Source organism: Bacillus sp. SRB_8, from assembly GCF_003264205.1.
GTDB classification, from domain to species: Bacteria; Bacillota; Bacilli; order Bacillales; family Bacillaceae_G; genus Bacillus_A; species Bacillus_A mycoides.
The window spans coordinates 1-16,148 of record NZ_NADT01000025.1 but is presented as its reverse complement, the minus strand read 5'-3'; the positions used below and the strand labels follow the sequence as shown (position 1 = coordinate 16,148).

Here is a 16,148-nt window from a genome sequence, read left to right as displayed (position 1 = left end):
TCCTTTTATTAAAACGTGGATTTATCACTTTTATCACTTCCCACTACACGTTTGAAATGATTTTGAGAAAAAAACTACTAAACACCACCTGTTCTTTTCATTAAAATTTCAATAGAATGTTTCTAGAATTATATATCTTTGGAAAAGATTATATAATAGTACTGATTAAATATTAGGAGTGTTATTAATGGTTGATATAATCCGACTCTTAATCATCATACTTATCGCAATTTTTTTATTTTCATCAATTATTATGGAGTTTAAAAAACCTCACAAAAGTATGTTTTGGTTCTCAATTGAAGTCTTGTTTCTGCTAGGAATCGTACTTTTAATGAAAGAATTTTTCATCAAACTTTCCGCATAAGCCCTTAAGTAAAACATAATATCCCATCAATAACGCAGGATAAATTATGATTGTTATTTTTTTCACTGAAGTTAATAATTTAACTTCCGATAGTTATCTTTTATTTATAACTACTTTATAAGCTTCTGCTAATTACTCTTTTTCGTATATTATCATGAAGACTAGAGCAAGCATGCCTTGTCATATATTAGATAAGGGATGTGATAACATTGGGTAACGATAACAATCAATTTATTTTTCATGTAGTACAAAGTTCGGCAATTAAAAGATTTATAATTATCGATATAATTGCTGGAACAGGAATTTATTGGACCGTAAATTTCATTTCTTCAAATGCATTACTCGCAATTATTAGTTGTTTTTTGGGGACAAAAAAAATGAAAAAAATGCATCATTCATAGAAGCAATAACTAAATCCCAATTCATTTCTTTCAAATTTGTGCCTTTACTCTTCTTGAAGTGGGAAAGCAATTTTTCACAGTTGGCTAATTCATCCGACTTTCTGGCAGACAATACTTTTGATTGTCTGCTTTTTGTATGAGATTTTTCGTTTGACATATACTACTTTTGAACCTGTATACCAATACAAGCCATTTTGGTGTTTGGGATTTCTCTTCCTGGGATAAGTATTTTTGAACTTATCCCTTTTTGTATAGGCATGTATATTTGGGATAAAACTAATTACAAGCAGATTTTCTGTTTATTCGTAGTTCTTAACCAAAAGACTTTTCTCCTTTAAAGGACAGTAGGTACGACTGCTTGTCCTTTTTTATTAATATTTCACACACCATTTTTTGCCCCCTTCTAAGCATTCTATTACAGCTCCCAAATAGCCAATGTTTATAGTCATACAAAATAAGCAGTTGCTGATACTTTCCTTTTTGAGTTACACAACACAATAAAAATGTGTAACTATAGATTTGAATCCATGTCCCTCCTATCTCAAAAGCTCTCCTAAGTAACTAAAAAAAACACCTTAAGTGGGTGTCCTTTTTTCTTTATGTAAGAGAACATACAGATAACATTAATCCTCCAAATGTCACTGTTCCTAGTAACCCCAATACAACTCCTGTTAAACAAACACAATCAGCAAGACAAATTGAAGATTGCGATAATGGAACAAATGACCTACTTGTGCTCGATCCATAATGTTTTATTTTTTCATAATTTATATCCAACATGAAATGTAGACATGATACACAACCCTCAATAGTTTGAAGAGATTCATTTTCTAACCGCTCCAATAACTTGTTATTTAAAGCAAATGGTAGAGGGTACTGCTTATCTAATCATCTCTGTTGCCGTATAAATCCCTAGTTTAGTTTGTAATAAAGTATTAAAATAATGCTGGTTATATGTTCACGTTATTATTGCTAATAAGAAGGATAAAGATAAAAATGCACAAAGTGGTACATATAAAACAGTATCCATTCTAGCAAACTGCGTATCTTTTTTTCGTTTAAAGATACCAAAATAATGAAACTCACCAATTACTCTTATGAAAAAAACAACCATACAAACCCAGGATCCCATTTGAACAAAAACATTGGGAAGTGCGGAATGAACAATATTTGCTTGTTGTAATAAAATCATTGCTGCCATACTTAATAATAACGCAATGAACAATGTCATTCCTGTACCTGGTGTAAACGCCTTTTCTCCAGCTTTAGTTGGAATGACACTATTTGTCGCCCACTTACCTCCGAAAGCCCAATAAACATGTAAAAAACTAACTAAGAATAATATGCAAACAGAAATATATGTAATAATAAGCATTTTGTCCTCCCATTATTTTATTTAAATCCTTACCTTTAAAATATGCTATGAATCCTTCATACGCAACCTATATTTAATTACATAAAAAAACCCCTTAATGATTTATCAATTTTACGATAAATCATTAAGGGGTTAGTGAAATTTATTATGCATTATACCTATTTTTTCGACGTTCCATCCTAGTTTGTCCTTGAACAGTACTTTCTTTATATTGATCTATTTGCTCTGCCATTTCATATGTTACAACTGGTTCTTCGTTATTACGCTCATGCATTATTTCTGGCGTTTTACGTTTAGAACCTTTTCCACCAAACTTAAATAATTCCATCTTAAATTTCGGTAATCTTGGAAAGCGGATCTTAAATGATAGCCTTTTACGTCTCTTTTTTTGTTTAAATAGATTTGTATTTTCTTTATTATTATCTTTCTCTTTTCGATGTATTAACATCGCAAGTAATCCACCTAATATAAGTCCTCCAACCAAGAGTAGAAGATATACGTAATTGCTTGTCATTAAACTCGTCATACGCTCAAGTATGACTAACGACTGTACTTCTTTTATGTCCCATAATAAAGCGGTCCATAATGAGAATAAACCTAAAGTAAGCCCGTATGTACGAAAGCGGAATATACAAGGTATTAAAGCGATACAAGCGGCAATTTTTGCATTTGCTATTATAGCACTTGTTGAAATATCCTGATTCCAAATAACTAACAGTAGTGTTATAAATGGTGCATATGCTATCCAGCTACATATACGTGAATATATCTTTTTCGCAAAGTAACTACCGAAACTAGTAAAAAATAAAAGTCCTCCAATATATAAAGATTGTTCAAGAGGGATTTGCTTTAACATTCCTGCAATTGGAAAGAGGCCGCTCAGTAGCATTAATAATACATCTAATTTCTTCACAATTCCCCATTCCTTTCAAATTTTCTTTTCAATTAATAAAAATCGCTTTTCCATATGATGTAGTTTTTGTATTTCTAAAAAACATCTTAATCCTGTATGTAAATAAAGTAAATACGTAAAAGAAAAGATACATGACAAAGGATAGCCTTATTTACATGAAAAAATGACAAATCCTGCTCATTATTACTAGCAGGATTTGTACACTATTATTTATATTAATATCAATGTATCTTCTTTTTCTAAAATTATTACATCTTCATCTAATTCGTCATTGAATTCTTTAAACTCCCTTGAATCAATATCGGTAGTATAATTTTTAATTAATTTAGCCATATGCATTACATACGTATTATGAATATTTTGTTCTGAGAGCAAGGTTGATTTACAGCACATGTAATGTATCATTTTGGCGATTTCTTCTCTCTCTTCAGATTTCACACCAAGCGGGATAACTTCGAGTATGTACTGCTGTACTATCTCATTACAATCTAATTCGTATGCAGCCGTGCTATAGTAAATTCCCATTTGATCTACAAATAATCTCGTTTCATTCATAACATGTTCTTGGTCTCTAACAATATAGTTCGGTACATCTGAGTTAGTATTAATTCTAATTATGTTTATATCCTCTTTTAAATTTGATATTATTTCAGGTGAACCCCCAATATTAACGCTTTTATTTTGCAATTCCTCTATCCAATATTCCCTCATATTGGCATCTACAATAAAATAAACTTCTTTATTTTGTTTATGTGCATCTTGTGAAATTTCAACTAATGTTTCTGACATAAATTGTTTAAAACTGAATCCTATATCATTCCTTTTTGATGGTTGTGGTAAAAACACTTTATTATTACCTATATTTAATAAAGTATGATCAATTGTGCCCCATTCTTCTTGACCATATAATTTATATAATATTTCTCTCCCATTTATTTTTGAAAAAATAGGTAAGAAATCATATTTAGACATTTTCTCAATTGATAAATTTACAATTACCCCCGGTAATTTTATCTTATTCCAACTACACTTTAAGAACCCCTTTTGTTCTAACAAACTAAGAATGGCATTAATAATTTCTTTTTTAGATACACTTTGTCCGATAAATAAATTAATAAATGCTGAAATACGTTCCGTTTGAGCGAATCCTTCCCGAATAATTTGCTTTGGATTAATTTTTTCGCGACCATCACAATTTTTTATTGCAATTAATGCTAATTTCATTTCATTTTGCTCACCTGCCGTAGCATGTACAGCTTTTACGACATCGTCTACTAGTTTCTTTTTGTTTTTATGGCTATATTGCATTCTATATGGATTTTGTAACAATTTCCTAATGTTATATCTTACTATTTTTAACAACACCGGATTGTCTGCATTTAATACATAGGAGGAATCTCCGTTTTGAGCTAAAACTATTTTGCTATCTAATAACGCTTGTTCTATCTCTATTACTATATCATCTGACCATACTTCTAACGTAATTGAGTCTAATCCCTTTGGGGCAAATAAAGGTAATAACTCATTCTCATTATTAGTTAATACATTTTCACATTCTGGAAGTAATGTGAAATATGGGCATATTCGTTGGAATTCATTAAAAAGTTCCTCTTTTTCTCTTACTTTTATACCAAATTTTATTTTTGTTCCTTGAACTTTATATATATTTTCGTTATATGGAAGAAGCACTCTTATCTTTGTTCCTCTAATATACTCTTTCGGACATTGGAGAATGTTCTCTAATTTAACTTCTCCCCCTATCCTATAATCATCTTTTAAATTTCTAAAACGTTTAATCCACTTTATTCCTTTTACAGCTTGTTGTACTTTTAACTTTACAAATCTTTGCTTTTTATTATTTGATTCAAATTCAGGAGTTGAAATCAGTATTTGGCTCCGCTTTCGCCCTAAAAGTATAGGGATATCTTTATGATTATATTGTTGATAAAACCTCCTAATCCCTACAGATACTTTTAATAGCGGAATATTCTCACCTCCACGAGTTACGTATTCAAACCGATATACATAAGAGAAATAATCATGTGTTTCTTCATCTTTAATTGGCTCAGACATCGCTTCAGAAACATGTTGTGATCGCAGTGGTGAAAAATATATTTCTTCCTCATTTTTATTTTCCAAATGTAAAGGCTGTTCGCAAAAAATATGAGTAATTAGAGCTGGTACCCATTTAGAAAACGTTTTTTTATCATGTAATGCTGGCAAATTACTAATTAAATCATACTGCCATTCTAAATGTGGTGGATCTATTAATTTATTAGGTTTCCAATCATGAATAACCTCATACCAGCTTTGGAAAATATAGTCTAACTGTTCTTGTTTCATTGGTTCTTTTGCTACAATCCAGGGCGTATCTTCCTTTAATATATATGGATTATGCTGAATGAATAATATATCAGAAAACATTTCATACAATCTTTCATTTACAAGTTTTAATTTGCTCGTTAATAAAAATGTTCTATAATGTATCTCTACAATCTCAAGCCATTCAATAGGAAAATAAATATACGATACTTTCTCATTATAGAGGGGTTCTACTATATTTTTAAATGCTAATAACTGTAATTTTTCCATATTATTAATACTTCCTCTCTTAATTTATATTGATCATGAATAATACTAGAAAAGATACCAATTTTTTAAGCATTAACGAATCAAATTTTAACCAAGCACATTAAAGGAAATAGCTAAATTACATTTGATTATACGAATAAAACATTATTAAAATCAAATTAATATAAAGTAACTATTAACATATAACTACCTCCTTATGGGACTTTATATTATAAAATCATTATAATGAATTATTATATTTTTTATCTATGATTTACAAAAAAATTACAGAAACTAAATATAATAAAAGGTATCGCCTCTTTATATAGCGATACCTTTTATATCCTCTTAATTAAATAACACCTTTAACTTCTTCATTCACCGGCCATTTTTCTAATGTATATGCCATTTCCCAAAATGAATATTCATATTGACTACTAAAAATAAAATGTTGTCTCATACGATTACGGTCTGCCTCTGTTACTTTTTCAGCGATCGTATCTAATCGTGTGATTTGCTCTTCTACTAGAGTACGGAACCAATCAGATCCATATGCAGAAATCCATTCTTGATAAATTGGCTCTTCTGGTTGACATTCTTTTAATCGTTCACCGATTTCATAATATAACCAATAACAAGGTAAAATAGCCGCAATAATATCTCCTAAATGCCCTTCATAAGCTGCACGATACATATGAGATGTATATGCATATGCAGTTGGCGCAGGAATAAAATTATCTTTTTCTTCTTTTGTAATCCCTAATTTCTTTGCGAAATTCTCATGTAATGATAACTCAGCTTCATACGTATTTTGTGCATGGTGTGCCATACGAGCTGTCGTTTCTAATTCAAGAGCCTTTGCAGCACCTAACGTTTGTACTCTAGCAAAATGACTCAAATAATAAGAATCTTGAAGCACATAATATCGAAAACTAGCTAAATCTAATGTTCCTTCACCTAGTTTTTTTACAAAAGGATGGTTAAAACTTGCTTCCCAAATTGAATCTACTTCTTTACGTAATGATTGTGAAAAAGTCATTTAAATCCCTCCAAATAATGTAAAAAATATACGTATTTATCCACAATTATTAAAGCTGTAAAATAAAAAAACTTTCTTTACAGGCGTAAAGAAAGTGAAATTGACAGTATTTATTCGTTAAATAGCAACGTCTTTCCCACTTCCCTACGCTGGCATTAACCAGATCAGGTACTAAGAGTCTCAAAATTTCATCTGATCTCAGCCTATAAAAGGCCCCCCTAGTGGATAAATATTTAGTTGTCGTATTGTAATTATCATAGCATAATTCGTGGAACTGTCAAAAGAATTAATTATATAACTACCTTAAAAACCTTCTTCTTTCCTTACTTTTAATGAAGTTTCAATTATCATATCTAATAGTTTGCTATAATTAATTCCCGCTGCTTCCGCACTTTTTGGCAGTAAACTTGATTGTGTCATCCCTGGTAATGTATTAACTTCCATTACATATGGAATTCCTTCCTTCACCATCATATCAACCCTTGCATAAACACTACATTTTAATGCTTTATAACAAGCCAGTGACGCTTTATTTACACGTTCCTTTATTTCAGCTGGAAGTTCGATAACTTCTTCAACTGTACTAGTATCATCATATTTTGCATTGTAGTCAAAGAACACAGCAGCATGTCGAATCGAAATGATAGGTAACTGTTGCCCATCAAAAATTGAACATGTAATCTCGTCACCTTTTATATACTTCTCAATTACTACTTCAGAATCCCATTCGAATACAGTTTCTAGCATAGAGATTAATTCATTTTTATCATAGACAATCTTAACTCCAACACTTGAGCCGCCAGAGTTTGGTTTTACCACTAACGGAAATCCTAATTTATCTAACTCCTCAAGCTTTAGATCCTCCATTTTTGTAAGTTCAATCCAATCTGGTGTTTCTACTCCTTCATAACGCAAAATCTTTTTTGAAATATTTTTATCCATACATATACCGCTAGATAACATATTGCTGCCGCTATATGGAATACCTAAACTCTCAAGCGTCCCTTGAACCGTACCATCTTCTCCGTATTTTCCGTGTAATGCTAGCAATGCAAAATCAATATCTTTCGCTTTTTCAATTAAATCCATTTTTTCATTTAACGTAATTGGAACGATTTCATATTTACTCTTATCTAAATGTGCAATCATTTCATTCCCAGTCATAATTGATACTTGTTTTTCAGAGGATACTCCTCCCATAATAACGCCAATTCTCATTTTCTCAACTCCAAGTTTCATTTTTTAAAGTTTCACCAATTATTTGAATCCCGCTAACAATTTCCTGTTCTTTCAAACGTGAAAATCCTAATCGGAATGTGTTCGCTCCTCCTCCATCAGAGTAAAAAACATCTCCAGGAGAAAACGTAACTCCTTTCTCATAACACTTTTGTAAAAGTGTGCGGGCTTGAATTTTTTCTTCCAACTCTATAAACAAATGAAGTCCACCGTCTCCAGTCATTCTTTTAAACGGAATGTACTGATTACACGCCCCAACAGCTAACTCATATTTTTTCTTATAAACAGATCTTGCTTTTTTTAAATATTTTTCAAAATATCCTTCATGTAAATATTGAAACAGAACAGCTTGATCTAACGTAGATGTGTGAATGGTTCTGGCTCTTTTAACACTTTCTAAATAATGTATCAGTTCTTTATCTGCAATGATCCAACCTACACGTAAACCAGGGAAAAGCACCTTTGAAAAGCTACTAATATAAATCACATTATTACCAGCCCCTGCAAAAGTTAATAATGGCGATAAATGTGAACCCGAATAACGTAATTCTTCATTAAACCCATCCTCTATAATAGGGATCTTGTATTTTGAAAATAACCTCATCAATTCCGTTCTTTTCTCCGAACTCGTAACAATACCAGTTGGATTATGATAAGAAGGGATTAAATACGCGAAATCAAAATCCTTTTCACGCAAACTTTTTTCTACTTCATTCGTATCAATACCATCATCATTCATATTAATTCCATGAACTTCAAGTCCATGTAAACGAAAAAGCTTCAATGCAGCATGGTGAGTTGGGTTCTCACAAATAACACGCCCTGATTTCTTCGATAAAGAAGATAACACAATATCTAATCCTTCTGTAAATCCATTTGTAATTAGAATATCTTTGTTCGAAATATCTACACCTTTCATTTCCATGTAATGAAGTAAATAATTCATTAACGGTCTATAACCTTTTGCATATCCGTAGTTCAATACGATATCCCCTTCAATGGACATACGAGTAAGAAAAGCTCTTTTGAAATTTTCAACATCAAATAGCTTTTCGTCCGGGGCTATACTATTAAAAACAATCATTCCTTTTTCCCAGCGAACTCCATGCTTCATTAAGTCTAATTCATCCGCTAATGTGGTAACTGTATTAAGTTTATTTTTCCAATCTATTTCAACAGACGAGGTGTTACTTATATCCACCTTCGCAACGAAATTTCCTTTTCCTTTAACTGCATAAATGAGTCCTTCTTGTTCTAAATCCGCATATGCAGAGAGTACTGTATTTCTGCTCACTGATAATAATTCACTCAGTTCCCTTGTTGATGGGATTTTTTGGTCCCCCAACAAATGCCCTTTCATAATCATCTTTTTTAAATAATCCTTTAATTGAATATAAACGGGACGATCTTTTACAACTTTAAAATCTTTAAACAATTTCTTACCCCCTGCAATTATTTTTACATATTTATTTCATTCTCAAAAGGTCCACTACATATGTATTTTTTATTAATAGCGGTACGGTTATAAAGCCTATAAATCATTTCGATATAAATTGATTACATCTTTTAAAGCAGCAGCTGCAGCTCCGCGTGGATTAGAAGCTCCACCAATTGTAGTGACTTGTCCCATTGTATCTGTAAAGAACGTAATTCCTTTTTCCGTGCCATTTATATTTGCTAACGGATGTTCTTTCTCTAAATTACAAGGTTGTACACTAAGGTTTACTTTTCCATTATCGTCTTTATATACTGATGCAATTAATTTAATTGATTTATTTTGTTCCTTTGCATTTTGAATTTGTTGCGTTGTAACGTGCTCTATTCCGTTTATTTTTATATCTTTGAGTGAATAATCGTTTCCCATTAAACTATTCGTCAAAAGTAATAATTTACAAGCGCTATCCATCCCGCTTATATCTAATAACGGGTTAGTCTCCGCAATTCCTTTATTTTGTGCTTCTTGCAATGCTTCTTCAAACGTCTTATATTCTTCATGCATCTTTGTAAGAATATAATTTGTTGTCCCGTTCAATATTCCTTCTATTTTTTCAATATGGCAACCTGCTAAACTTAGTTGTCCAATGTCTAATGTCGGTAACGCAGCGGCAGTTGCACCGCTATATCGAATGCGTGAGCCTGAAATACGTGCTGCCGTATTCAGTTCACTCCAAGCTGTAACAAGTGCACCTTTTGAAATAGCTACTATATCCATTTGATTTTCAATAGCTTGTTTCATATACTGTTTCCCTGGATTTCCATTTTTAAGATTTGTAGCAGTTGATTCAACCAATACAGTACCATTTATATTAATCGTTCCGCGTTCCTCTGGATAATGTTCGATATATTTTTCAATTGCAGCAGAACCATCACCATACGTCAATAAATCATTAATCTGCAAACCTTTCCCGTTATATATTGCAATATTTCTTCCTATCACTCCACTAACAACTAAGTCAATTCCATATGTTTCATTTATATATAAATATTTTTCGTTTAATAATTTAATAAATTCTTTACCAACTGTCCCATACCCCGATAATACAACTTGAATTTTCATAAGATCACCCCATGTTTTTTTTGCCAAATCCCTCTTTCAATATAATATAAAGCGCCCTCGAATTCCATCGAGAGCGCTTTATTATTATCTATTTCGGTAACCGTGATAATTTTTCTGCAATTGTTCTATAAAACTCTTGAATATTAGAAAAACCTAACGTGTCTGAAACGCTTAATCCTACCATATCAAGATGGTCCCAATTTGCTTTCGTTTCGATATGATTCCATTTTCCAACCTGTAAAGACTCATTATCATTTGCAGCAATATTAGATGAAGGTGCAATCATAGAATTTGTATTTACTACACCGTCATTTTGCCACCAAGAAGTATCTATTAATGTTCGATTCTCTTCATATCTTGCATAGGAACCTAAGAAAAATGCATTACCCATTAACACTTTATTCATCGTTATATGAGGTAAATGTAAACCTGTTATTGGTGCTGCTTGCGATGCATGTCCACTATAGGATAAGTAATATACATCCGATTGCGTCTTTACCCAATTATTTAACTCCTTTGCTCCATCAGTACTTAAATCCCATTGACTTATATCTTTTGTATTTTCCCAAATTGAACTATTTAAAATACGATCAGTATATTGGAAAAAGGACTCTCCATTATTCTTTTTTATACCCCATTGATCCAATTTAAAATCATATAATGATAAATTATTGTTTCCACCTAAACTTGCAGCTGTAATGAGTAAATCTTTAACGAACGGCAACAGAAGACTTCCGTCCGCGAGTGTTGTACCGTTATGAGGAGTTGCTAAAGTTGTAACACTATGAACATACGATTTGCCACCTTCAAATAGTGGTGATATCTTTGTGTTCGGATGATTTTTCACATAATCTTTTTCTTCATAACTTCCTTCTTTTAATAGCTGCACTAATGTTCTTGTCGTTTGTCCACCCATGCTATGCCCAACTAAATGAACTTTATTTGTTTCACTCCAATTCGGTGCAAATCCACTATAAGTTCTACCAAAACGATTATGTCCATGTTTCTCAGCATGTGCCGCACCGTAGTCTACTATTCCACCGTTAATTTGCGCATATAATTCACATGCACGATCCCAGTTACTAGAAACTGGTCCAACAGCTGCAGTATGTACTGTATAACCATTTCTTTTTAAATCTTCTTGTATATCATGAACACCACCCCAATATTTTACCCCTAGCATTTCCTCTCTACCCCATCCAGCAAATCCATTCACTAAAATGATAGGATAATTATTTTGTTGTCTCTCTTCAGCGTATGTTGTTTTCGCTGCGAATGAACAAACAGTCACTAATGCGAAAAAACATACTTTTAAAAATAATTTCCCCATACTTTCTCCCCCTCAATAAAACGTTTACATTTATCTTTGAAAAAAAATACAAAATTAGTTTGCAACTTAAACATAATGTAAAGTATTTTATATACGTTGTATATATAGAAAACATATACAAATGTTGATAAATATTAATTCTAGTAAGCATTTACTTCTTATAACACAACTTGTAAATCTGATTATTTGAATTTATAATCAAATATAGTTTCCTCATGTTAAATGGATTTAAAAATCATAAGAAAACTAATTTCATTGCTTGAAAAGGAGGAAAAAAGCATGCAAGTCGGATTAAACATTCATACATTAGCTCAACCTTCTAAAATAACCCCATCTAATCTTGAGCATAATACTATCTCTTCTACTAAGCATGAAGATAAGAAATCTAATGATCTAATCAAATTTGATATTCGTACATCTGAACAAGAAATGAAACAAGCGGATCATAAATTTAGCGAATTAGACTTATGGAAAATGCTAAAAGACAAAGGTGTACCTTTATGGATGATTTTAGAAATGTTACAGAAATTTCGTAAAGAAAAGGAATCTCAAAATGGTTCGGTTCAACATTCAAATGCGATTGAAGAAACGAGCGAGACTCGATTAAATGAAGTCATGTAAACTATGTTATCTGAATGGTCTATAACTAAAAAGAGTTCAAGGTTGATAGAAACTTTATCAACCTTGAACTCTTTTTTAAGATTTTTCTTCAATCGTTAAAAACTGAACTGATACTTCTCCCTCAAAATCTTTAATTAGCTTTCTTACTTTTACATTTTCATTAACCAATGTATTATCCGTCGACATTTTAGGGTTTTCGTCACCTAAAGATTTTTTTAATTGAAGAAGATGCATTTTTGTTTCATTTGCTTTTATTTCCTTATATATATTATTTTTTGATACAATCACATACCATTGCGTTGGATAATTACGCTTGTTACCTATCCAAGCGTCACTATTGTATATGACAGGAACCTCTTTTCCTTCTAATTTAATACTTTTCAAAGTCTTTTCGTCTTCTTGTGCAAACAGTAGAGAACCCTCTTTTGGGAATTTCGGTAACGTATTTACAGGCATAAAATTGGAGCCATTATCTCGTTTACGGAAAACTTTAGCTTTAATCAATGCTTGTGCTGTAGACTCATTTAAAATTAATACTTGTCCGTTTCCATAAGTACCTGTTTTCACAGAAAACACTTCATTTTCTTTCGTAATTTCTTGATAACGATTAATAATTGGTGAAATTTTATTTTCATTTCCAATGATTAATAAACCGTTTGCAGGAAATGGATTCTCCTTTTTAGAACATGCACTAAAACTTATTAATAGTAGTATCGTTAACATAAAAATAGTTAAAGTTCTTTTCATCGCGTTTCCTTTCATCATACAGTTCATTTTTTCCACATACTTTAATGTAGTCTTACAAGCTAATAAACTCTATTGCTCCATAACCTTATAAAGCTTTTGCAGGTAACGCCAACGGGTTATAAAGAAATATAAAACTTGTATACATATAAATGAAATTAAAATAACGATAGAGCTATTAATTATAGAAAAATCGACTAATTGCTGTAATGCCGTATAAGCGACTACAGTATGAATCACTGCAACAATAATCGGTAAGAAGAACATTAATAATAACTGTCTCGTTACAATTTTTTTTAATTCTCGTTTACTTAATCCCATTTTCGAAATCATTTTATATTGCTGTTGATCGCGATCCAAATCAGTATATAATCGGAAATAAATAAAACTAGCAGCGAATGTGAAGAAGACGATTCCGACTAAAACACTTGCCATAAGTAATAATCCATTCGTTTGCTTTGCACTTAACAAATCTATAGTTAAAGCCCGAAATTGAAAATTACCTACTCTAGTATCTTTCTCAAATCTACTAATTAATTCGTTTGAAATTCCCTTCGTTTTCATCCAATCGTCTACAACAAATCCGTAAGTACGATATTGAACATCTTTATTAACTGGGTCACTAGTAAGAGGTATTCCATCATATACCTGATCTTTAACAGCGATATAAATAGTTCTAGAATCATGTGGTAAAACTAAATTTTCTACGGCTTTTTTCACATGAAATGTCTTTGTCCAATCTCCTTGAATGACTTCTATATTCTTTTTATACTCGCCATTTTTAAATTCTTGTTTTTGTGATACGACTCCAGGAATTAATAAAATTTCATCTTCTTTTTCTATTGTTTCTTGTTGATAGCCTAGTGCTTTAGCAAGATCGTTATATTCACTTAACTTCATTACATCTACACCATTTTCCGTGTATATATATGAAGATGAAGCCATTCGATACGGAATATTAGCATCAGAAAGGTGTTTTTTTATAATAGAAAGATTTTTATTTAATACTTTGTCGTTTTCAAAACTTCCATACAAAAATGTATACGGATTTGTCATCCTTACCAAATCCCTATTTCCAATTGCAGCTGTTGTACCAATCGCTGTAAATGCAACTGCTGAAACAATAGATACTATAAAAAACATCGTTGCATTATCTTTCATACGGTAAATTAATTCAGAAAATGTTAATATATTTGTTCTCTTTAAAAAGAAAGATTCTCTCCTTTTCGCAAGGTGCAATATATAAACGCTACACTGTGTATATAAAAAGTACGTTCCTATAATTACTAGGAGCACCCCTATTCCAAGCGTAATAAAATTAGTACTTGGGATAAAGCGAAATACTGAAAAATATCCATACCCTATACTAATTAAAGAAAGTAGCGATAATAAAATTGATGCTTTCGGTTCTGGCTTTGGCTTTTCCTCTGCTTGTATAAGTTCCACAAGTTCTGTTACTTTTATCATTTTAAATGTAACGAGCGAAACAATTAAAAATAATAAAAGAAATGTGATGACTGTTAATAATACAGCCTGCACTGGTATATAAAAAGGCAAACCATTACTAATCATTAATACACTTGCGCTTATCAATAAAACTAGTTTAGAAAATACGAGTCCAATGAGAATTCCTATACAAATTGAGCCAAGTCCAATCAACATATTTTCAATTAATAATAATTTCTTAAGCTGTCTCATTGACATACCTTGCATCATTAATATCCCAAATTCTTTCTTACGCGTTTTTAAAAATGAACTAACTGAATATAGAATGAAGAAAAATGAAAATACAAAAATCAAGCCTTGCGAAACTGAAAATCCCAATGTACCAAATGCACTTATTGTTGCACTTGTCGATTTTAACTCACCTTGTAAATCAGGATGAAATAATAAAAGAGCATACGTAAAGAAAATCATAATAGAAAATGCACTACTTAAAAAATGAGCTGCATATGTACGCTTATTGCGAAAAATATTATTAAATGCGAACTGACGAAAAGTCATGCCTTTTCCCTCCTAACAAAGAAAGGACATCCATAATCTTTTGATAAAATGCTTGCCTACTTTCACCACAATAAATTTCGTTATATAGTTGACCATCTTTAATAAATATGACTCTGCTGCAAAAACTCGCTGCATACGGATCATGTGTAACTAACATCATCGTAGCTTTTTCTTCTTTATTTAAAGTATCTAGCATCTCCATTACATCATTTGAAGATTTAGAGTCTAAATTCCCTGTTGGTTCATCTGCAAGTAATAATTGCGGCTTATGAACAATTGCACGAGAAATTGCTGTTCTTTGAGCTTGCCCCCCTGAAATTTCAAAAGTTCTTTTACTCAATATATCTGTAATATTTAATTTCTCTGCAATTTCTTCAACTCGTTTGTTCATTTCTTGTACAGAAACACCATCTAATGTCATCGGCAATACGATATTTTCCTTTACTGTAAGTGTGCTAAGTAAATTAAATGATTGAAAAACAAATCCTAATTGTTTCCTACGGAATAAAGCCAAATTATCTGATGTCAACTGGAAAGGATTTGTACCATTTATTAATATTTCTCCCGATGTTGGAGAGTCGATAGTAGATACCATATTTAATAACGTTGTTTTCCCGCTCCCTGATGGCCCCATAATCCCTATAAATTCACCTTCTTGAATTGATAAATCAATATCTACCAATGCTTTAAAAGGTACTTTCCCTTTATATACTTTACTAATACTTTTTGCATGTAGAATTTCCATTTATATTCTCCCTTCATTTGCACTTCTCACAATATAGTGTAAATGAATTGTTTTATAGCACATATTGATTCATCTTACACGCTTGTAAGATTTTTAAAAAAACTGATAACAAATCTACTTTCAAACTATAATCAATTTATATCTATCTTATAATATTCGCAGGGTAGTATGAAATACAATGCTATTTATTTCTAATCTTTATTATATTAATGAAAAAAGACCGATTGTGGTCTTATCCCTGTCAAGTA

General features: G+C 31.4%; 13 protein-coding genes, 1 pseudogene and 1 riboswitch. Of the genes and pseudogenes, 2 read left to right on the top strand and 12 right to left on the bottom strand.

Annotation, left to right across the window (positions count from 1 at the left end):
• Positions 1-573 precede the first annotated feature (573 nt).
• The gene (locus tag B5P40_RS33690; protein WP_002070042.1) at positions 574-765 is read left to right on the top strand and encodes a hypothetical protein; all 192 of its coding nucleotides are present in this window, start codon (positions 574-576) and stop codon (positions 763-765) included.
• Positions 766-1,362: 597 nt separating this feature from the next.
• Here the strand turns inward: B5P40_RS33690 and B5P40_RS21180 are convergent.
• The 9 genes and pseudogenes from B5P40_RS21180 to B5P40_RS21140 form a co-directional block, all read right to left on the bottom strand.
• Positions 1,363-1,653 (bottom strand): annotated as a pseudogene (locus tag B5P40_RS21180) (homoserine dehydrogenase); the annotation flags it as partial.
• Between the two features lie 70 nt (positions 1,654-1,723).
• Positions 1,724-2,140 (bottom strand): DUF3995 domain-containing protein, encoded by a 417-nt coding sequence (locus tag B5P40_RS21175; protein ID WP_060751211.1) that lies wholly within the window; start codon positions 2,138-2,140, stop codon positions 1,724-1,726.
• A 145-nt stretch (positions 2,141-2,285) separates the two neighbouring features.
• Complete coding sequence (locus B5P40_RS21170) at positions 2,286-3,053, bottom strand: DUF3959 family protein (protein WP_113709809.1); 768 nt, start codon at positions 3,051-3,053, stop codon at positions 2,286-2,288.
• Between the two features lie 210 nt (positions 3,054-3,263).
• Positions 3,264-5,645 carry a pPIWI_RE module domain-containing protein gene (locus tag B5P40_RS21165; protein ID WP_113709808.1) on the bottom strand — a complete coding sequence of 794 codons (2,382 nt, stop codon included), beginning with the start codon at positions 5,643-5,645 and terminating at the stop codon, positions 3,264-3,266.
• 331 nt (positions 5,646-5,976) lie between these two features.
• Entirely contained in the window at positions 5,977-6,663 is a 687-nt protein-coding gene (gene tenA, locus B5P40_RS21160) for a thiaminase II (RefSeq protein ID WP_002032475.1), read from the bottom strand.
• A gap of 124 nt (positions 6,664-6,787) precedes the next feature.
• A riboswitch (TPP riboswitch) is annotated at positions 6,788-6,893 on the bottom strand.
• A 73-nt stretch (positions 6,894-6,966) separates the two neighbouring features.
• Positions 6,967-7,881 carry a D-alanine--D-alanine ligase gene (ddlB, locus tag B5P40_RS21155; protein ID WP_002013134.1) on the bottom strand — a complete coding sequence of 305 codons (915 nt, stop codon included), beginning with the start codon at positions 7,879-7,881 and terminating at the stop codon, positions 6,967-6,969.
• A gap of 4 nt (positions 7,882-7,885) precedes the next feature.
• Entirely contained in the window at positions 7,886-9,334 is a 1,449-nt protein-coding gene (pdxR, locus tag B5P40_RS21150) for a MocR-like pyridoxine biosynthesis transcription factor PdxR (RefSeq protein ID WP_002185703.1), read from the bottom strand.
• A 96-nt stretch (positions 9,335-9,430) separates the two neighbouring features.
• Positions 9,431-10,456 carry a homoserine dehydrogenase gene (locus B5P40_RS21145; RefSeq protein ID WP_078177413.1) on the bottom strand — a complete coding sequence of 342 codons (1,026 nt, stop codon included), beginning with the start codon at positions 10,454-10,456 and terminating at the stop codon, positions 9,431-9,433.
• Positions 10,457-10,544: 88 nt separating this feature from the next.
• Positions 10,545-11,786: an esterase/lipase family protein gene (locus B5P40_RS21140; RefSeq protein ID WP_078177411.1), complete on the bottom strand. Its 1,242-nt coding sequence runs from the start codon at positions 11,784-11,786 to the stop codon at positions 10,545-10,547.
• Between the two features lie 279 nt (positions 11,787-12,065).
• Here B5P40_RS21140 and B5P40_RS21135 point away from each other — a divergent pair, with 279 nt between their 5' ends.
• Positions 12,066-12,407, top strand: coding sequence for a DUF3914 domain-containing protein (locus B5P40_RS21135; RefSeq protein ID WP_002127670.1), 342 nt, complete (start codon positions 12,066-12,068; stop codon positions 12,405-12,407).
• A gap of 75 nt (positions 12,408-12,482) precedes the next feature.
• Here B5P40_RS21135 and B5P40_RS21130 read toward each other — a convergent pair whose 3' ends face one another.
• The 3 genes from B5P40_RS21130 to B5P40_RS21120 all read right to left on the bottom strand — a co-directional run bounded on the left by B5P40_RS21130 (position 12,483) and on the right by B5P40_RS21120 (position 15,900).
• A complete protein-coding gene (locus B5P40_RS21130) occupies positions 12,483-13,154 on the bottom strand; it encodes a lipoprotein BA_5634 family protein (RefSeq protein ID WP_113709851.1) in 672 nt (223 codons plus the stop codon).
• Positions 13,155-13,223: 69 nt separating this feature from the next.
• Positions 13,224-15,155, bottom strand: a complete 1,932-nt coding sequence (locus B5P40_RS21125; protein ID WP_113709807.1) for an ABC transporter permease — start codon at positions 15,153-15,155, stop codon at positions 13,224-13,226.
• Positions 15,130-15,900, bottom strand: coding sequence for an ABC transporter ATP-binding protein (locus B5P40_RS21120; protein WP_113709806.1), 771 nt, complete (start codon positions 15,898-15,900; stop codon positions 15,130-15,132). The genes B5P40_RS21125 and B5P40_RS21120 overlap by 26 nt, the downstream gene beginning before the upstream one ends.
• Positions 15,901-16,148 lie beyond the last annotated feature (248 nt).